This window comes from Comamonas sp. GB3 AK4-5 (assembly GCF_041320665.1).
Classification (GTDB): Bacteria; Pseudomonadota; Gammaproteobacteria; order Burkholderiales; family Burkholderiaceae_C; genus Comamonas.
In genome coordinates, this window is record NZ_CP166730.1 from 2508202 (window position 1) to 2527291 (window position 19090).

A 19090-nucleotide genomic window follows, 5' to 3' on the forward strand; every position below is an offset into this window, starting at 1 on the left:
TGGGTGCACGCTAACTTTTTGCTTTTAAAAACTATAGTGACGTGTAGCAGCCTTTTTATGCGCAAGTATTTGCAGCGGTACAGAACGAAAAACGGCGCCAATGCTTAAGTCCTGCCATAAAACCGCTATTCTGTTGAGGTTTTTCCACGCGAGGGTTGCCGTTTCAAGGGTGGCTCTTGTCTTTCACAGTAACGCTTGCATGGTGGTTTCTTCCTCGTCGCGCACATGGATTTCGGTCTGGCTTCCGCCAGCAGCCGTGTTGTTGGTGGGAGGCGTGCTCAGCATGGCCTTGGCCGGAGTGTTGCAGCGCAATGTGCAAATCATGGCCCACGAGCGCGCCAGCCATCGCGCCGATGCCTTTGTGCAGTCGCTGGAGCGCCGGATTGATGCCTACAGCGAGGTCATCAAAAGCCTGCAGGCCCGCTTTTCGTTCAAACCGCAGCTGAGTCGCCAGGAGTTCGAGACCGCCGTCATCGAGATGCAGGTCCGGCGTCGCTACCCCGGCGTGCAGAGCGTGACCTTCACGCGCATCTTGCAGCCCGCAGAGCTCGCCAGCTTTCAGCCCCCGACCCAGGGCGAGGCCCAGCGCCCGCGGCGGGAAGGGGAGCATTTCCGCATCCGCATGGCGCCGGATCGCACCGAATACGCCGTGGTCGACTATGTCTGGCCCCAGCAAGGCAATGCGGCTCTGGTGGGGCTGGACATGTATTTGCAGCCCGAGAGCCTGGCCAGCCTGCTGCAGTCACGGGCCACGGGCGCCGTGTCTATGACCGCCCCCTTTAATTTGCTGCAAGACGGCAAGGACCCCACGGGCGTGCTGCTGCGCGCGCCGGTCTTCATCAAGGGCGGGGAGAGCGAGCCCTCTTTTGTGGGCGCAGTGAATGTGAGCCTGCGCATGCGCGAGCTGATGGAGTCGGTCCTGGCCACGGCACAGCTCGAAGGCATGTCCCTGGCCGTGGACGATATGGGCCGCGAGGACCAGCAGCCCGGCGGCGACAGCCTGCGCCGCAAGGTGTATGCCGCTGCCGACTGGGGGCAACTGGCCGAGGACAGGGCCCCGCTGGTGCGCGAGTTGTCGGTACATGACCGGCGCTGGCGCATCCAGTTTGTACCGCGCAACTCCATGCTTTCTGGGGTGGAAGCTGCTCACCCCTGGCTGATGGGGGCGGGCGGCCTGGCTGCCAGCGCCTTGCTGGCGCTGCTGGTGGCCTTGCTGGCCCGCCAGCGCCAACAGGCACGCCAGGAAGTGGAGCACACCCAGTCCGCGCTGCAGGAAAGCAATGACCGCTTTCATGCGCTGTTTCACCACTGCGGCATGGGGGTGAGCAAGGTCGATTCGCTGACTGGCTGCTTTGTGCAGGTCAACCAGCGCTACTGCGAAATCCTGGGCTATTCCGAAGAGGCATTGCTCGGCACGAACGTGCTGGCCTTGACCGCGCCCGAGGATGTGGCCGAAAGCCGGCGCCTGATGGATGCCCTGAACGAGGGCGAGATATCCAACTACCTGCAGGCCAAGCGCATGATACGCAGCGACGGCCAGACCGTGTGCCTGGAGGTGGCCGCGTCTCCGCTGCTGGACAGCCAGCACCAGCGGCTGGGTCAGCATATCTCGGTGGTGCAGGATGTCTCCGAGCGCCGCGGCCTGCAGGCCGCGCTGGAGCAGCGCGAAAGTCGCCTGGCCGCCATGCTGCAGACCCTGCCGGTGGGCATGCTGATCGTGGATGTGCAGCAGCGCATCGTCTCGGTCAACGACCGCTTCACCGCGCTGACGGGCTACGGCCGCCAGGAGCTGCTCACGCTGGATGACTGGTGGCGTGCGGTCCAGCCGGACGAGGCCCAGCGCATCACCACCCGCGCCTGGGTGGAGTCCGCCCGCCGCGAGGCCTATGCCCTGGGCGTGATGCCGGCCTGCGAGCTGGCCGTGCATTGCAAGGACGGCAAGATTCGGGCGCTGGAGCTGTCGGGCGGCCCGGTGCAGGGTGACTTTGTCTTCACACTGATGGACCTGAGCCAGCGCAAGCAGGCCGAGGAAAAAATCCGCAACCTGGCCTTGTTCGACATGCTCACCCAGCTGCCTAATCGCCGCCAGCTGCTGGACCGTCTGCACGATGCCCTGCAGTTCTGCGCGCGCGGCCATTCCGCAGGCGCCTTGCTGCTGCTGGACATCGACAACTTCAAGACGCTGAACGAAACCCAGGGCCATGACCAGGGCGATGCGCTGCTGCTGCAGGTGGCGCAACGCCTCTCGCACAGCCTGGCCCATGGCGGCCACCCGGGCTACACCCTGGCACGCCAGGGCGGGGACGAATTTGCCGTGGTGCTCGAAGGCCTGCCCACCGATGCCCTGCAGGCCGCGCAGCAGGCCGAAAAAGTGGGTCGGCGCATGATGGAGTCGCTGCAGGCCCCGTTCCAGGTGGGCATGGCGCCCTGCCATGTCACCGTCAGCATGGGGGCCGCCACCTTCCACGGCCAGAATGAAACCGTGGAAGAGCTGCTCAAGCGCGCCGACCTGGCCATGTACGAGTCCAAGAGCGCCGGACGCAATGCCCTGCATTTCTTTGATCCCCGCATGCAGTCGGCCATCAGCGCCCGCGCCGAGATGGAGACAGATTTGCGCGTGGCCATGGCGCAAAGCCAGTTCGAGCTGTGCTATCAGCCCCAGGTCATGGGCGCCCAGGTGGTGGGGGCCGAGGCCTTGCTGCGCTGGAAGCACCCGAGCAAGGGCTTCATCTCGCCGGCCCTGTTCATCCCCCTGGCCGAGGACAACGGCATGATCTTGCAGCTGGGCCGCTGGGTGTTGCACACGGCCTGCCGCCAGCTGGCGCTGTGGGCCGAGCACCCGGATCTGGCCGAGCTGGCCGTGTCCGTCAACGTCAGCCCCGTGCAGTTCCACCTGCCGCATTTTGTGCAGGACGTGGAGCAGGCCCTGGCCTCGCACGGCGTGCGTTCCGACCGGCTCAAGCTGGAGCTGACCGAGGGCCTGCTGCTGTCCGATGTGGAGGACACCATTGCCAAGATGGAGCAGCTGCGCGCCATGGGCGTGGGCTTCTCGCTGGATGACTTTGGCACGGGCTATTCCTCGCTGTCCTACCTCAAGCGCCTGCCGCTGGAGCAGCTCAAGATCGACCAGAGCTTTGTGCGCGAGGTGCTGACCAATGCCAACGACCAGGCCATTGCCAAGACCATCGTCGCCCTGGGCAGCACCCTGGGCCTGCGCGTGATCGCCGAAGGCGTGGAAACCGCGGCGCAGCGCGACTTTCTGGACGCCAACGGCTGCCATGCCTGGCAGGGCTATTTGTTCAGCCCGGCCATATCGGTGGCGCAGTTCGAGAACTGGGTCGCGGAGTTCAGAGGCCAGCACCACACGGGCTGAATGCAGCCGCCGGCTCTGGGGTGCTGCTGAAACCAGCAGTCGAACCCGCCTCCATCGCCCGCTGCATACGCTTGGCATGCTATGGTTTGTGCTTTCTTGCGAACAATCTCCATGCGTACCCTGGCCTTGTTTTTGCTGACGGCGGTGGCCGAAATCGTGGGCTGTTATCTGCCCTGGCTCTGGCTGCGCCAGGGGGGCAGCGCCTGGCTGCTGTTGCCCGCAGCCGCCAGCCTGGCCTTGTTTGCCTGGCTGCTGACGCTGCACCCCGATGCCAGCGGGCGTGTCTACGCCGCCTACGGCGGGGTGTATGTCACGGCGGCGCTGCTGTGGCTGTGGATGGTGGACGGCGTGCGCCCCACGGCCTGGGATTTGCTGGGCGGCCTGGTCTGCCTGGGGGGCATGGCCATCATCGCCTTCGGGCCGCGCAGTGCTTAGAGCGTGTTCAAAGTCTCCTGAGCAAGAGCCCCAAGAACGCCAGATGGACGAACTGCAAGCTGGTGTTGAGCCAACGCTCGCAGTTTTTCCATAACCTTCTGTTCTTCTCCAGCCAGGCGAAGCTGCGCTCCACTACCCAGCGCTTGGGCATGACCTTAAAGCTGTGCATCTCGCTCCTCTTGGCGATTTGCACCGTCACGTGCTCGCCCAGAATCTCTTGTACGCCCTGCGCAAAGGGCTGGCCCACGTAGCCGCTGTCGCACAGCACGCCTTGCACTCGCCCCAACGTCCGCTTACAGCGCTGCAGGGCCTGCAGGGCACCTTTGCGGTCCGTTACCTCGGCCGTGGTCACCGCAATGGCATGTGGCAGCCCCTGCGTGTCCACCGCAATGTGGCGCTTGATCCCACAGACCTTCTTGCCCGCGTCATAGCCCTTCAGCCCCGCCGTGTCCGTGTTCTTCACGCTCTGCGCGTCCACAATCAAGAACGCGCTGCATGCGTTGCGCCCCAGTTTCTCGCGGGCCGCGCCAACCTGATTTTTTTAAAGCCTGCTCCAGCAGGCTGCCTTCCTCGCGGGGCTCGCTCCAGATCGCCCAGTACGAATGCACCGTGCGCCACTTGGGAAAGTCGCTGGGCAGCGCTCGCCACTGGCAGCCCGTGCGCAGCAGATACAGCACGGCGCAGAACACCTCGTAAAGCTCCACCTTGCGTGGGGGCGTCCTTTTGTGCGCACTCTCCAGCATTGGCCGGATCACTTCGAACTGCTCACGCTTGATATCGCTGGGGTAGCCTTTTCTCATCCTGCGAGCTTCTCACATCTGGCGAGACTTTGAACACGTTCTTAGATCGTGAACACGCTCTTAGGCCAGCTCCACACCACCCTGGTGCACGCTCGCCAAACCATAGCTGCGCTTGCACACCCTGTGGGCGTGACTGCGGGATTTGGCTTGCAGGCAGGCCGCCCGGTCAAGCCCGAGCCGGGCGCACAGGCGCGGTATCATGCGGGCCTGTTTGCCTGCTTCGTACGCTCCACGCCTTCACCTTCCCGACGCTGAACTGATCCGTGCGCCTCAATTCCATCAAGCTTTCCGGCTTCAAGTCATTTGCCGAACCCACCAACTTCCTGCTGCCAGGCCAGCTGGTGGGTGTGGTGGGGCCGAATGGCTGCGGCAAGTCCAACATCATGGATGCCGTGCGCTGGGTGCTGGGCGAGAGTAAGGCCAGCGAGCTGCGTGGCGAGTCTATGCAGGACGTGATCTTCAACGGCACCACGCACCGCAAGCCGGCCAGCCGCTCCAGCGTGGAGCTGGTGTTTGACAACAGCGACCACCGCGCTGGCGGCCAGTGGGGCCAGTACGGTGAAATCGCCGTCAAACGCGTGCTCACCCGCGACGGCAACAGCAGCTATTTCATCAACAACCAGCCGGTGCGCCGCCGCGACGTGCAGGATGTGTTCCTGGGCACCGGCCTGGGCCCGCGCGCCTACGCCATCATCGGCCAGGGCACGATCAGCCGCATCATCGAGTCGCGCCCCGAAGAGCTGCGCCTGTTTCTGGAAGAAGCGGCCGGCGTGTCCAAATACAAGGAACGCCGCCGCGAGACCGAAAACCGCCTCTCCGGCACGCGCGAGAATCTGACCCGCGTCGAAGACATTCTGCGCGAGCTCAATGGCAATCTGGAGAAGCTGGAAAAGCAGGCCGAAGTGGCTGCCCAGTACAACGCCCTGCATGCCGGCGTGACGCTGAAGCAGCAGCAGCTGTGGTTTTTGAAGCGTGCCGATGCCGAGGCCGATATGGCCAAGATCCGCGCCGAAGGGCTGGAGGCCGTCAACGAGCTGGAAGCCCGCATGGCCGAGCTGCGCCATATCGAGGCCGACCTGGAAGCCATACGCCAGGCCCACTATGCGGCCGGCGACACCGTCAACCAGGCCCAGGGCAAGCTCTACGAGGCCACGGCCGAAGTGGGGCGCCTGGAGGCCGAAATTCGCTATGTGGTCGAAGGCCGCCAGCGCGTGGAGCAGCGCCTGGCCCAACTGGCCGAGCAGATCGACAGCTGGGGTGTGCGCCGTGACGAGGCCGAGATCGAGCTGGAACAGCTGGCCGGCCAGGGCATGGACGCCGAGGAGCAGGCCGAGATGCTGGCCGCCCAGCTGGAAGAGCAATCGCTGCAGCTGCCCGATCTGGAAGACGCCCACCGCAGCGCCCAGACCAAGGCCAACGAGCAACGCCAGCAGGTCAGCCATGTGCAGCAGCAAATTCAGGTGCTGGCCGCCGAGCAGCGTAGCACCAGCGAGCAAACCCGCCAGCTGGAAAGCCGCCACGAGCGTTTGCGCACCGACCGCAATGCCCTGGCCGCACCCGACGAAGCCCGGGTCAACAATCTGCGTCAGCAGTACGAGGAAGCGGCCGAAATGGCCGAGATGGCCGAGGCCGCCCTGGTTGAGCTACAGGACAGCGTGCCCCAGCTCGATGACGATCGCCGCCAGCGCCAACAGGCGCTGAACCAGGAGGGCGCCCGCCAGGCCGATCTGTCGGCCCGCATGGAGGCCCTCAAGGCCCTGCAGGAAAAAGTCAAAACCGACGGCAAGCTCCAGCCCTGGCTGGCCAAGCATGGACTGGACAGTCTGCAAGGCCTGTGGAGCCGCTTGCATGTGGAGCCCGGCTGGGAAAACGCGCTGGAAGCCGCGCTGCGCGAGCGCATGGGCGCGCTGGAAGTCGGCCGCCTGGACATGGTGCGCGGCTTTCTGGGTGCAGGCGGGCAAGATGCGCCGCCGGCCCGCCTGGCCTTCTACAACAAGCCGGTCGACGCTGCGGCTGCGGGCGCCACGGGTGGTTCGCATCGCCTGTCCGATCTGCTGCGCGTGCAGGACCCCGGCTTGCACGCCGTGCTGGTGGACTGGCTCACCGGCTGCCAGACCGCGCAGAGCCTGGACGAGGCCTTGAACCGCCGCGCCGCTCTGCAACCCGGCGACACCATTTACGTGCCCACCGGCCACGCCGTGACGGCCCACAGCGTCAGCTTTTATGCCCAGGATTCCGAGCAATCCGGCCTGCTGGCCCGTGCCCAGGAAATCGAACACCTGGAAAAAGAGCTGCGTGCCCAGGCCCTGATCCACGAAGAGGCACGCATGGCCCTGGCCCGCGCCGAAAGCGCCTATGCCGACGCCTCGCAGCGCCTGGTGGCCGCCCGCCGCGAGGCCTCGGAAGCCAAGCAGACCGCCCATGAGCTGCAGGTGGAGTCATTGCGCCTCACCCAGCTGGCCGAGCAGGCCCGCGCCCGCACGGCCCAGCTGGATACCGACCTGGGTGAAGTCAAGGCCCAGCTCGAGGAATTGCAGGAGCGCGCCGTGACCGCCGAGGCCCGCTTTGAAGAGCTGGACATGCAGCTGGCCGACAGCCAGGAGCGCCATGCCCAGCTGGACGAGCGCGTGATCGAATGCGAGCGCAAGGTGGCCGAATGCCGCGAGCAGCAGCGCGCGCTGGAACGCCGCGCCCAGGAGGCGACCTTCAGCCAGCGCAGCGTGGAAGCACGCAAGGGCGAGCTGCAACGCACCATGGAAACCGCGGTGCAGCAGTCCAAGGCCCTGGGCGAGGAGCGCGAGCGCGCCCTGGCTGAGCAGGGCCGGCTGAACGACGCGGCCGCCCAAGGCGGCCTGCAGGATGCGTTGAACATCAAGATGGAGCGCGAGCAGGCCCTGGGCGCCTGCCGCAGCCAGTACGACGACCTGACCAACAAACTGCGCGCCAGCGACGAGCGCCGCACCCAGCTGGAACGCGGCATGGAGCCGCTGCGCGGGCGCATCACCGAATTCCAACTCAAGGAGCAGGCCGCGCGCCTGGGTGTGGAGCAGTTCGAAGGCCTGCTGACCGAGGCCAATGCCGATCTGGCCGCCGTGGCCCAGTCCATCACCGAAGGCAATGTGCGTCTCCATGGTCTGCAGGGCGACATCGACCGCCTGCACCGCGACATCGCGGCCCTGGGCGCGGTCAACCTGGCGGCCCTGGAGGAGTTGACGATTGCCCGCGAGCGCAAGACCTTCCTCGACGCGCAAATGGACGACCTGACCCGCGCCATGAACACGCTGGAAGACGCGATCAAGAAGATCGATGCCGAAACCCGCCAGCTGCTGTCCGGCACCTTCGACACCGTCAACCACCATTTCGGTCGTATGTTCCCCGAGCTGTTCGGTGGCGGCCAGGCCAAGCTCATCATCACCGGCGATGAAATCCTGGACTCGGGCGTGCAGGTCATGGCCCAGCCCCCAGGCAAGAAAAACCAGACCATTCACCTGCTCTCGGGCGGTGAGAAGGCGCTGACCGCCATTGCCCTGGTGTTTGCCATCTTCCAGCTGAACCCCGCGCCTTTTTGTTTGCTCGACGAGGTGGATGCCCCCTTGGACGACGCCAATACCGAGCGCTATGCCAAACTGGTGGCCAGCATGAGCACCAGCACCCAGTTTTTGTTCATCAGTCACAACAAGATCGCCATGGAAATGGCGCAGCAGCTCATCGGCGTGACCATGCAGGAGCAAGGCGTCTCCCGCATCGTGGCAGTGGACATGGAGTCCGCACTGTCCATGGCCGATGCCTGACACCCAAAGAATGCATTCATGAGTACCTTGCAAATAAGCCTGGCCGTTGTGGGCGTGATCCTGCTCGGTCTGATCGTGGCCTATAACGCGTGGAACAACCGGCGCCATGCGCCCAAGCGGGCCGACCGGGACGAACAACAGCGCCAGGGCGCGGAAGATGCGGCGCGCTTCGAGCCCGGGCTTGACGGCCTGGACGTGACCAATCTGCCCCCCCATCTGCGCCCGGCAGCTGCCGCACAGTCCGCAGCGCCCCTGCATGACCCGCTGCTCGATGCCGGTGCCGGTGCTGAAGCTGCTGCGTTAGATGTCAGCGCCATGCCCGAGCTGCAGACCGGTGCCACGGCGCCGGAGCGCTCCATGGCCGCATCGGAGATGGCCGAGCCCAGCCTGCCGCAAGCCGCGCCCGCCATCCCGGCCGAGCGCAAGCTGGCCCTGGATGGCCTGATCGACGCCATGGCGCCCATCCACCTGGAGCAACTGGTCAGCGGCGAAGCCGCGCTGCAGATCCAGCCCACGACCCGCCGCGCCGGCAGCAAGCCGTTTCGCATCGAGGGCCTCAACGAGGCCAGCGGGGAATGGGAAAGCGTGCGCACCGGCCAGCGCTACAAGGCTTTTCAGGCCGGTGTGCAGCTGGCCAACCGCACGGGTGCGCTCAACGAAATCGAGTTTTCCGAATTTGCCGCCAAGGCCCAGCACTTTGCTGACACCCTGGGCGCCAGCCTGGAGCTGCCCGACATGCTGCACGAGGTGGGCCGCGCACGCGAGCTGGACCAGTTCGCCAGCGAACATGACGCACAGCTGAGCTTTATGCTGCGCGCCCGCACTGCCGCCTGGAGCCCAGGCTATGTGCGCCAGCACGCCGGCCAGCTGGGCTTTGTGATGAGCAATATGCCCGGCCGCATGGTGTTGCCGTCGCCCGTGCCTGGCAACTATCCGCAGCTGGTACTGGGCTTTGACGCCCAGGCCGCCCAGGCAGCCGACCTGGACCGCACAGCCTTTCACGAGGTGACGCTGAGCCTGGACGTGCCCCAGGTGCCGCGCGCCGAACAACCTTTTGCCCGTCTGCGCGAAGTGGCCCAGGCCCTGTGCGAGGCCATGGATGGCGTGCTGTGCGACCAGAATGGCTCGCCGCTGCACCCCCAGGTGCTGGAACCCATTGCCGTGGACCTGGAGCAGCTGTACGACCAGCTGGACCAGCGCGAGCTGTCGGCCGGCTCCATGCTGGCGCGACGATTATTTAATTGAGTAATTGAGGCACCCCCTGAGCCGCTGCGCGTCTTCCCCCTCTCTCGCTACGCGGGAGGGGAACGGCACCAGCGCGGCGGGGCGGCCCTTGCGCGGTGCCCCTGGCGAAAGGGGGACTTCATGCGCCCGTACTTTGCTCCTTCCCCCGTCGGGGGAAGGCAGGGATGGGGGCCTGTCCCGGTTCTTTCTCCCTCGCCCGCTTGCGGGAGAGGGTGGGGGTGAGGGGGCTTTCTGCCACGCACAGCACCATGAATAATTGAATTGCAATGACCGAGAGTTTTGACCTTTTTGGGGCCCAAACGCCCGAGCCGGCTGCACAGACTGCACCCAAAGCGGTAGTGGACAAGGTGCAGGCTCTGCGTGCCCAGCTGAACCAGTGGGCGCATGAATACTATGTGCAGGATGCGCCCAGCGTGCCCGATGGGGAGTACGACCGTGTGTTCCAGCAGCTGCAGGGCCTGGAAGGCGCTTACCCCGAATTCATCACCCCCGACTCGCCCACGCAGCGCGTGATTGGCGCGGTGCTGGATGGTCTGACGCCGGTGCGCCATGTGGTGCCCATGCTGTCCATCCGCACCGAAACCGACAACGAAGCCACAGGCGCTCAGGCCTTTGATGCCCGCATCCGCCGTGAGTTGGAGCTGGAAGACAGCGCTGCTGCCGTCGAATATGTGTGCGAGCCCAAGTTCGACGGTCTGGCCATGAGCCTGCGCTACGAGCTGGGCCAGTTGGTCCACGCCGTCACCCGTGGTGATGGCGAGGTGGGTGAAGAGGTGACGCACAACATCCGCACCATCCGCCAGATTCCTTTGACTCTGCCCATGGGAGAGGGCGGTGTGCCGCCCGTGCTGGAGGTGCGTGGCGAGGTCTATATGCGCCGCGCTGACTTTGCCAGGCTCAACGAGCGCCAGGAGGCGGTCGGGGGCAAGCTGTTTGCCAACCCGCGCAATGCCGCAGCCGGTGCTGTGCGCCAGCTCGATAGCAATATCGCGGCCCAGCGCCCGCTGTCGTTTTTTGCCTATGGCCTGGGCGACATCACGCCCGCAGCCGAGGGTGGCCCGCAGTTCGGCACCCACTACGCCATGCTGCAGCAACTGAAGAGCTGGGGTTTTCCGGTGGCGCCGCAGGTGTGTATTGCATATGGCGCTGCAGAATTGGTAGCGTTTCATGCGCGCATGGGCGCCGAACGCAGCGCGCTGCCCTATGAGATCGATGGCGTGGTCTACAAGGTCAACAGCTTGGCCCAGCAACGCCAACTGGGCTTTGTCACGCGCGAGCCGCGCTGGGCCGTGGCCCACAAATACCCGGCCGAGGAAATGCCCACCGTCATGGAAGGCATTGATGTGCAAGTGGGTCGCACCGGCAAGCTCACCCCCGTGGCGCGCCTGGCGCCGGTGGCCGTGGGCGGCGTGGTAGTCACCAATGCCACGCTGCACAACCTGTTCGAGACACGCAAAAAAGGCGTGCGCGTGGGTGACACCGTCATCGTGCGCCGCGCCGGTGATGTGATTCCCGAAGTAGTCGGCAAGGTTCCTGGGGAACGTCCCGCTTATGTACCCAATTTCCGCATGCCCACGGCTTGCCCCATTTGCGGCAGCGCCGTGGTGCGCGAAAAGGGTGAGGCCAACCACCGCTGCAGCGGCGGCCTGTTCTGCGGCGCACAGCGCAAGGAGGCCTTGCTGCACTTTGCCGCCCGCCGTGCCATGGACATCGAAGGCCTGGGTGACAAGCTGGTCGACCAGTTGGTGGACAGCGGCGTGGTGCGCACCCTGCCCGATCTGTACAAGCTGGGCCTGACATCGCTGATTGCGTTGGAGCGCATGGCCGAAAAGTCCGCGCAGAACGTGCTGGATGCGCTGGAAAAATCCAAGTCCACCACGCTGCCGCGCTTTCTGTTCGGTCTGGGCATACGCAATGTGGGCGAGGCCACGGCCAAGGACCTGGCTCGCCATTTCGGCCTGCTGGACGCCATCATGGACGCCAGCGTGGAAGACCTGGTGCAGGTGCGCGATGTGGGGCCCATCGTGGCCAATAGCATCCACACCTTCTTCGCCCAGCCCCACAACCGCGAGGTGGTGGAGCAGCTGCGCGCCTGCGGCGTGCACTGGAAGGAGGGGCCTCCGGCCGAAAAGCCGGCCCAGATTCTGGCCGGCATGACCGTGGTGCTCACCGGCACCCTGCCCACGCTGACACGCGATGCCGCCAAGGACATGCTGGAAGCGGCCGGTGCCAAGGTGGCCGGCTCGGTCAGCAAAAAAACCAGCTATGTGGTGGCCGGCGCAGAAGCCGGCAGCAAGCTGGCCAAAGCCGAGGAGCTGGGCGTCAAGGTGCTGGACGAGGCCGGCCTGCTGGCCCTGCTGCAGGGCGGTATGCCGCAAGAAGGTCTCTGATGGCCCTGGCCCGGCGCGCACCCAAACTGGGCCTGGCGCTGGGCAGTGGCTCGGCGCGCGGCTGGTCGCATATCGGTGTGCTGCGGGCCTTGCAGGAGGCCGGTATACAGCCCGATGTGGTGTGCGGCAGCTCGATTGGCGCCCTGGTGGGCGCGGCCTATGCGGCCGGCGAGCTGGAGCGCTTTGCCGACTGGGTGCTGGGCCTGGGCATGCGCGACGTGTTCGGCTTTATGGACTTCAACCTGGCCGGCGGCATGCTCAAGGGCGAAAAGCTGATCAGTTTTTGGCGCCGCAACTTCGCTGATTTCGATATAGAAAACGCCCCACGGCCTTTTGCCGCCGTGGCCACCGACCTGCATTCCGGCGCCGAAGTCTGGCTGCGCAGCGGCTCCATCGCCGACGCCGTGCGTGCCTCGATCGCGCTGCCCGGCCTGTTCACCCCGGTGCTGCGCGATGGCCGCATGCTGGTGGACGGCGGCCTGGTCAATCCGGTGCCGGCCTCGCTGGCACGCGCCATGGGCGCAGACATCGTGATTGCCGTGGACCTGAATGCCGATATTCTGCTGCGCCATATGCAGCCGCTGACCGTGACGCAGGATGCGGCAGCAGCACCGCTGCCTCCGCTTGCGGAAGCAGCGGCAGATGCTCTGCCAGAGGGGGCGGACAAGACTGCGGCCCCACCCTGGACCACGCGGCTGCTGTCCATATTGCCCGGTGTGGCAGCCAGCCCCTCGGGAGCGGAGCCACCCGCCGCCAGCCTGCCCACGCCTTCGATGCTCGATGTGGTGATGACCAGCGTCAACATCATGCAGATGCGCATCACCCGCAGCCGCATGGCCGGCGACCCGCCCGAGCTGGTGGTCGCCCCGCGCCTGGCCCACCTCGGCCTGTTGGACTTCCACCGCGCCCAGGAAGCCATAGACGCCGGCTACGCAGCCACCCAGGCCGCGCTGCCGGGGCTGGCGCATTGGCTGCCTGCGTGAGCGAGACCCTATGCAACACCTGATTTTTGACGCTCACTGCATCGCCCTGGAGCACCCCGAGGGCCTGTGCCATCTGGTCGGCTTGGCCGACAGCGAGTTCGACACTCACAACTATGTGATGCTGCAACGCGACTGGGAAAGTGATGCCCATGACCGGGCACTGGGCATGGACAGCTATCACGCCGAGTACGGCGGCGCACAGCGCGCCGGTGGCTATGGCGGCCTTGTGCGCTGTGTGCTGACGCCGCAAGCCATGCAACTGGTGTTTGCGCCTTCAGGCCCGCAGGCCGCAGGTGGCGTGGGCAGCATGGACATACGCTATCAGCTGGATGCAGCGCGCTACGCTGCGTTGCATCAGGCCCTGGCGCTCATTTTTGCGGGCACCGATTGCCTGCAAGTGCGCGCTGCATGATCGTGTGCCACCGCCATGTCTGAAAGCCCGCTCGCGCCGAAATCTCATCCCATATCTCACCCCATTGCCGCCGTCATGGTATATGTGGGCGATGTGCAGCAGGCGCTGGCTTGGTATCTGCGGGCTTTTGATCAGGCCTGTCGCCATAGGCCGCCGGGCACAGACTTTGAATGCCTGCGCATTGCCGGCGTGCAGCTGGAGTTTGTGCTGGCTGATCACCAAGTGGGCAGCGGCCCTGCGGGCTCGGTGGTGTACTGGCGGGTGGACTGCCTGGCTAGGGCGCGCAGCCATTTTCTGGCGCTGGGTGCCACCCCATACCGTGGCCCGCTGGCGATCGAGTCCGGCTTGGGCATATGCCAGGTGCGCGATCCCTGGGGGAACTGCATAGGCCTGCGCGGGCCATGGGAATCCATGCGTGTTCTGAGAGGATGCGCGCCTTCAGGCCCAGACCTGGCGTCTGGTCTGGGCAAGGTGGCAATAGTGCGCCGGGCGCAGCGCACTGTCGCGCAGGCCCCGCCTTCCTAGGCTGCATGGATAGCCTGGGCCTGGCCTTGCAGCATCTGCAGCAAACCGCTGGGGCTCAGGCACTGGATCAGCAGACTGCCGTCGTTGGCCTTGATCAAGGCGTCCAGCAGCGGGCGCTGGGTGGGGGCCATGGCGGGGGCGGGAATGATTTGCGCTGGCGTAAAACGCGCTACGCCTTGCAGGTCGCTGACCAGTACGCCCAGCTGGCGCCCCGCATGCTGCAGCACGATGACCTGGCTTTGTGCCGTCAACGTGCTGGCCTGGCCGTGCAGCAGCGCCCCCAGATCAAACACCCAGACATAGCCGGTGACCTGGCCCTGGCTGTGGCGCGCCAGCGTACCCACGCAATAGGGCATGCGCCCGGCCGAGACCGGGGCAATGGCGGATGCGGACAGGGCTTCGAGCACGCAGGCCGCGTCCAGCGCCATCAACTGGGAGCCGACGAAAAAGGTTGCCATTTCATGGGCCTGCTGCGACGGGGCTGCGGACTGGATGCGGATGCTGCGGCGGCGCACGGCAGCGACGGCGTCTTCTTGCTCATGGCCAAAGACTTGGAGGGAGACGGCCAACACCTCATCGCGGTAGCCGTCGCTGCGCTTGAATTCGCGGTAGCCGCTGCTGGCCGTGGCGGCCACGATGCAGTACTGGCCGGCATGCACCATGGCGCGGGCACGGCTTTCTCCGTTGGGGGTTTGCAGCAGCTCGGCCGGCAGTGCCATATGGCTGCCGGGCAGCTGCAGCGGATCGGTAGAGGCCATTACCAGGCCTTGGCGGTCCAGATAGAACACCCGGGTTTGCAGGCCACCTGAGCCCTGGGCAGGGACCGCGCTGTCCAGCATGGCGCGCAGCTCGCGCGCGGCGTGGAACACCAGGCCTATGCCGCCCAGCATCTGCCCGTCTTCCCCGCGGATGGCCGCATGGTAGGCATAGGTCGGGGGCGGTGTGCGGCCTGGCGCACCAGGAGGGTGGATGGCATCCAGTGCGTTGGGCCGCCAAGGCGTGACGTGATAGGCCTGGCTGTGCGCTAAGGCACGCACCTGGGCCAGGGTGTCGGCTTCGATTTGCAGGCCCAGCAAGGGATGGGGTGGGTCGCCGGCCAATGCGGGCAGGCCGGCGGTGGAGGCGGGGGCGCAGGAGGGCGTCTCGACCTCGGCCCGCAGGCTGGAGGCCACGATGCGGCCGCTGCGGTCGTAGACCACGATCTGGTGGTAGACGGTGTAGAGGTCGTGGATGCCAGTGAGCAGCGCGCAGCCCTGTTGCACCTGGTTCTGGGTGGCCTGGCCGGCATTGGCGGCCGCCAGCAAGGTTTGCAGCTGCGGCGTCAAGGCCCACCAGCGGCAGTCATTGGCACGCTCATACAGATTGCGATCCAGCAGGTCTACCAACAGACGGCTGAGTAGGGCGTTGTCGCGCAGTGCAGCGCTGAGCACGGTGTCGTAGAGCGTGCGTATGGACTGGGCGAAGACCTCGTTGGTGCGGGCGCCGGTCTCGCCGATCTGCTCCAGCACGGCTTGCAGCCGGGTGCTGTCGCTGTCCTCGCCTGCGGTCATGACCTGGCCGTTCCAGACCACGCGGCGTATGGTGTCGGCCGCCGTGATGATGGCGTGCAGCGGCGGGCAAAAACGGTGGGCATGGGCCAGCAAGCCCTGGGCCACATGGGGGGCGAGCTGCTCCAGCAACTGCTGGCCCTGGCCGGTGAAGGCCTGCTCCACAGGCACCATCACCTGGCCCTGCCAGCCGGCCGGCCCGGGATAGCCCTGGTAGCCGGCCGAGCGGGCGGATTGCACCAGATAGGTGCGGCCTGCGTGCACATGCAGCTGGGGTTCGGCGTCATGGTGGGTGGGCACGGGGGTTGTGGCGCCGAGCCAGTGCGCATCGCTGCTGGCCAGCACATGGCCTGAGCCATCCACCAGCAGTGCAATGCTGCGAGAGCCCTGGTGCTTGCCCGCCAAGCCGGCGGCGCGGGCGCTGAAGATGCTTTGCATCTCGCCCTCGAAATCAAAGCACAGGCACAGCACGCCCACGGGCACACCGCTGACCGGGTGCAGCAGGCGGTGGGAGTACACCAGGGCCTGTGGCAGATGCGGGCGAAGGTCGGTGGCGCGAAAAGTCTCCACATAGCGCGTGCTGGCCAGGCTGTGCGCCAGCAGCGGGTCCTGGCTGCCTTCGACGGGCGAGTCGCCATCGGTTTGGGCCATGACCTGGCCCTTGATGTCCAGCAGCATGATGGCGTTGTAGACGCTGTACTTGCTGCGATAGGCGCGCAGGCGTTCCTGCACGCCTGTGCCGTCGCTCAGTCCGGCCACATAGCGGCACAGCACGCTGTCGGTGGCCAGAAACCCCACATCGGCCGTGCGCTCGTAGAGGTTGCGCACCAAGGTGTCGATCACATGCTGGGCCTGGGTGGCCAGGCCCGCCATCACGCCGGAGACGGACTGCTGCACCATGGACTGCACCAGCTCCTGCTCCAGCTGCTCAAATCCGGCGCGCGTGGCGGCCATCATGGGCAGGATGGCGTGGGCCTCCTGGGGGCAGTTCATCTTGGCGGACGACTCGATCAGCCGCCACATCAGGTTCAGCTCCCGCAGCGACGTCTCGCAGCGCGTGACGCTGCGCATATAGGGAATGAAGGCGTCGCTGTCCAGACTGCTGGAAACAGCCGAAGCGGCGGAGGCAGGCGCGTTGTGGTGCATGGCGGTCTCGGTTTTTGCGGTGGTGGCGTGGTGCTACCGTGCAAAAAACGGGCCTGGCTTGTGGCCATGCCGGTGGGCTGCAATGCGCAGACAGCTTGGCGTCAGCATGGAATGCGCACGAAAAACACGCACGAAAAAAAGCCCGCTGCGAGCAGCGGGCGTAGTGGCAGCGATGCAGGCCGGTCTTTGCTATGCCAGGTCGATGCAGTGCACCTGGCCCTGGTCAATCACGCCGCGGCGGCGGTCGTCAAACCATTGGCGCAGCGTGGTGCTGACAGTGCGAAACGCCAGCTCTTCCCAGGGGATCTCGGCCTCGGTGAACAGCCGCGCCTCTATGGTTTCAAAGCCGGGGTTGAACTGCGCACTCAGCAGCTCGGCGCAATAGAACAAATGCACCTGGCCCACATGGGGCACGTTGACCAGCGAAAACAATCGGCCCATGCGGATCTGGGCGCCGGCTTCCTCGTCGGTTTCGCGGGCAGCGCCCTGGGCGGTGGTTTCGTTCAGCTCCATGAAGCCGGCGGGCAACGTCCACTTGCCCCAGCGGGGTTCGATGTTGCGCTTGCACAGCAGCACGCGGCCATCGGGCATCACCGGAATGGTGCCCACCACATTCAGCGGGTTTTCGTAGTGGATGGTGCTGCACTGGGGGCACACCGCGCGTTCGCGGGTGTCGCCGTCGTCGGGAATGCGATAGGCAACGGCATGGCCGCATTCGCGGCAGAACTTGATGGGGCGGCGCAAGGTCATGCCGCGAATATACGAAAAAACAGCTGCTTGCGCAGAACCGATGCGCACAAGCAGCTATCAAAACATGAGTTTTTCAGCAGGCGCGCAGGGCCGTCTTGGCCCACGCGCCTTGCGGCGATCAGACCATGCGCACGCGGATGGGGGCCAGGCCTTCGACGCCACCCTCCAGCACATCGCCGCGCACCACGGCACCCACGCCTTCGGGGGTGCCGGTCATGATCAGGTCGCCGGGCTGCAGCTCCCAGGCCTGGGAGAGGATGGCAATGGTCTCGGCCATGTTCCAGATCAGCTGGTCCAGATTGCTACGCTGGCGATCGGCGCCGTTGACCTGCAGCCAGATGGCGGCCTTGGCCACATCACCGGCCTGCGCGGCCGGGGTGATGGCGCCAATGGGGGCGCTGAAATCAAAGCCCTTGCCAATGCACCAGGGGCGGCCCTGGCGCTTCATCTCGCCTTGCAGATCGCGGCGCGTCATGTCCAGGCCCACGGCGTAACCCCAGACATGCTGCAGCGCCTGCTCCACCGGAATGTTCTTGCCGCCCTGGCCAATGGCCACCACCAGCTCGATTTCGTGGTGCAGGTTTTCGGTCAGCGTGGGATAGGGCATGTCGGCTGTCTGGCCTGCTGCCACGGGCAGCACGGTGTCGGCCGGCTTCAGAAAAAAGAAGGGGGCCTCGCGGCCGGTAAAGCCCATTTCCTTGGCGTGTTCGGCGTAATTGCGGCCCACGCAGTAGATGCGGTGCACGGGAAAGCGCGCATCGGAGCCGGCAACGGGCAGGCTGGCAACAGGGGCGGGGGGGAGGACGTACTGTTGTGACATGGATAAGAGCGGAAAAAACGTGTTGTCTCGGGGCACAGGCAGGGCGTGCCGCAGCGGCAGACCTGCCCAGTCGCAGTGTGCCACGGCGCCGCGAAGGCCAGCCTAAGAACGTGTTCGAAGTCTCTACGCAGGCGCGCCGCGAGGAGGCATTGAACACGTTCTAAAAAGCCGCATGGGCTGCGCTATGCTGCCGGCCATGCAGCTCTACAACTACTTTCGCTCCTCGGCCTCCTACCGCGTGCGCATCGCCCTGGCACACAAGGGCCTGCCTTATGACTACCGCAGCGTGCACCTGGTGCATGGCGAACAAAACGCCCCCGACTTTGCCGCGCAGGTGGGGGACAGCCTGGTGCCGGCGCTGGATCTGGGCGATGGTGCGGCCTGGCTGTCGCAGTCCGTGGCCATCATCGAATACCTGGATGAAGCTCACCCCACGCCCAGCTTGCTGCCGGGCGATGCATTGGCGCGGGCGCGCATCCGTGGCCTGGCCCAGCAGGTGGCCTGCGATATCCACCCGCTGAACAATCTGCGGGTGTTGCGCTGGTTGGTGAGGCAGGGAGGGCTGTCGGATGACAAAAAAAACCAGTGGTATCACCACTGGGTGCGCCAGGGGCTGGAAGCCTTTGAGCGCGCCTTGGCATTGATGGCCACCGAGCGCCAGCGTCTGGGCCTGGCTCCCTCCACGCTGTGCTGGGGCAGCGAGCTGACATTGGCCGACTGCTGCCTGGTGCCGCAAGTCTTCAATGCCCAGCGCTTTGCCGTGCCATTGGATGGCCTGCCCCTCACCATGGCTGCTTACGAGGCCGCGCAGGCCTTGCCGGCGGTGCAGGCGGCCCAACCCTCGGCCTGCCCGGATGCGCAGGCCTGAGTCGC

At 65.7% G+C, this 19090-nt stretch carries 12 protein-coding genes; 8 read left to right on the plus strand and 4 right to left on the minus strand.

All coding sequences use genetic code 11. From position 1 onward, the window contains the following. Positions 1-283 precede the first annotated feature (283 nt). Together ACA027_RS11325 and ACA027_RS11330 are read left to right on the plus strand one after the other, a co-directional pair. The gene (locus tag ACA027_RS11325; protein ID WP_370682471.1) at positions 284-3373 is read left to right on the plus strand and encodes an EAL domain-containing protein; all 3090 of its coding nucleotides are present in this window, start codon (positions 284-286) and stop codon (positions 3371-3373) included. Between the two features lie 111 nt (positions 3374-3484). Beyond that, a complete protein-coding gene (locus tag ACA027_RS11330) occupies positions 3485-3808 on the plus strand; it encodes a YnfA family protein (RefSeq protein WP_370682472.1) in 324 nt (107 codons plus the stop codon). A 7-nt stretch (positions 3809-3815) separates the two neighbouring features. On the opposite strand, the gene ACA027_RS11335 is transcribed toward ACA027_RS11330, so the two are convergent. Further along, positions 3816-4608, minus strand: a protein-coding gene (locus ACA027_RS11335) for an IS5 family transposase (RefSeq protein WP_370682473.1) whose coding sequence is annotated in 2 segments (ribosomal slippage) — positions 3816-4350 and positions 4349-4608 — 795 coding nt in all. Because the reading frame shifts where the segments join, the coding sequence is not laid out codon by codon here. 263 nt (positions 4609-4871) lie between these two features. Here ACA027_RS11335 and smc point away from each other — a divergent pair. The 5 genes from smc (at position 4872) to ACA027_RS11360 (ending at position 13429) form a co-directional block, all read left to right on the plus strand. After that, positions 4872-8399 carry a chromosome segregation protein SMC gene (smc, locus tag ACA027_RS11340; RefSeq protein ID WP_370682474.1) on the plus strand — a complete coding sequence of 1176 codons (3528 nt, stop codon included), beginning with the start codon at positions 4872-4874 and terminating at the stop codon, positions 8397-8399. Positions 8400-8417: 18 nt separating this feature from the next. After that, positions 8418-9644, plus strand: a complete 1227-nt coding sequence (locus tag ACA027_RS11345; RefSeq protein WP_370682475.1) for a cell division protein ZipA C-terminal FtsZ-binding domain-containing protein — start codon at positions 8418-8420, stop codon at positions 9642-9644. Positions 9645-9910: 266 nt separating this feature from the next. Beyond that, positions 9911-12034, plus strand: coding sequence for an NAD-dependent DNA ligase LigA (gene ligA / locus ACA027_RS11350; RefSeq protein ID WP_370682476.1), 2124 nt, complete (start codon positions 9911-9913; stop codon positions 12032-12034). Next, the gene (locus ACA027_RS11355; protein ID WP_370682477.1) at positions 12034-13017 is read left to right on the plus strand and encodes a patatin-like phospholipase family protein; all 984 of its coding nucleotides are present in this window, start codon (positions 12034-12036) and stop codon (positions 13015-13017) included. The genes ligA and ACA027_RS11355 overlap by 1 nt, the downstream gene beginning before the upstream one ends. 10 nt (positions 13018-13027) lie before the next feature. Further along, a complete protein-coding gene (locus tag ACA027_RS11360; protein ID WP_370682478.1) occupies positions 13028-13429 on the plus strand; it encodes an Imm10 family immunity protein in 402 nt (133 codons plus the stop codon). 521 nt (positions 13430-13950) lie between these two features. Here ACA027_RS11360 and ACA027_RS11365 read toward each other — a convergent pair. From ACA027_RS11365 to ACA027_RS11375, 3 genes are all read right to left on the minus strand, one after another. Further along, a complete protein-coding gene (locus ACA027_RS11365; RefSeq protein ID WP_370682479.1) occupies positions 13951-16647 on the minus strand; it encodes a chemotaxis protein CheW in 2697 nt (898 codons plus the stop codon). A gap of 189 nt (positions 16648-16836) precedes the next feature. Beyond that, entirely contained in the window at positions 16837-17397 is a 561-nt protein-coding gene (locus ACA027_RS11370; protein WP_370682480.1) for an NUDIX hydrolase, read from the minus strand. A 118-nt stretch (positions 17398-17515) separates the two neighbouring features. Continuing rightward, entirely contained in the window at positions 17516-18217 is a 702-nt protein-coding gene (locus ACA027_RS11375; protein ID WP_370682481.1) for a fumarylacetoacetate hydrolase family protein, read from the minus strand. A 196-nt stretch (positions 18218-18413) separates the two neighbouring features. Here ACA027_RS11375 and maiA point away from each other — a divergent pair, with 196 nt between their 5' ends. Further along, a complete protein-coding gene (gene maiA / locus ACA027_RS11380; protein WP_370682566.1) occupies positions 18414-19085 on the plus strand; it encodes a maleylacetoacetate isomerase in 672 nt (223 codons plus the stop codon). Positions 19086-19090: the final 5 nt, after the last annotated feature.

What these genes read in the sequence shown, in the direction of transcription:
- ACA027_RS11325 (WP_370682471.1), top strand. Translation starts at nt 284, where the DNA reads ATGGCCTTGGCCGGAGTGTTGCAGCGCAATGTGCAAATCATGGCCCAC.
- ACA027_RS11330 (WP_370682472.1), top strand. Translation starts at nt 3,485, where the DNA reads ATGCGTACCCTGGCCTTGTTTTTGCTGACGGCGGTGGCCGAAATCGTG.
- ACA027_RS11345 (WP_370682475.1), top strand. Translation starts at nt 8,418, where the DNA reads ATGAGTACCTTGCAAATAAGCCTGGCCGTTGTGGGCGTGATCCTGCTC.
- ligA (WP_370682476.1), top strand. Translation starts at nt 9,911, where the DNA reads ATGACCGAGAGTTTTGACCTTTTTGGGGCCCAAACGCCCGAGCCGGCT.
- ACA027_RS11355 (WP_370682477.1), top strand. Translation starts at nt 12,034, where the DNA reads ATGGCCCTGGCCCGGCGCGCACCCAAACTGGGCCTGGCGCTGGGCAGT.
- ACA027_RS11360 (WP_370682478.1), top strand. Translation starts at nt 13,028, where the DNA reads ATGCAACACCTGATTTTTGACGCTCACTGCATCGCCCTGGAGCACCCC.
- ACA027_RS11365 (WP_370682479.1), bottom strand. Translation starts at nt 16,647, where the DNA reads ATGCACCACAACGCGCCTGCCTCCGCCGCTTCGGCTGTTTCCAGCAGT.
- ACA027_RS11370 (WP_370682480.1), bottom strand. Translation starts at nt 17,397, where the DNA reads ATGACCTTGCGCCGCCCCATCAAGTTCTGCCGCGAATGCGGCCATGCC.
- ACA027_RS11375 (WP_370682481.1), bottom strand. Translation starts at nt 18,217, where the DNA reads ATGTCACAACAGTACGTCCTCCCCCCCGCCCCTGTTGCCAGCCTGCCC.
- maiA (WP_370682566.1), top strand. Translation starts at nt 18,414, where the DNA reads ATGCAGCTCTACAACTACTTTCGCTCCTCGGCCTCCTACCGCGTGCGC.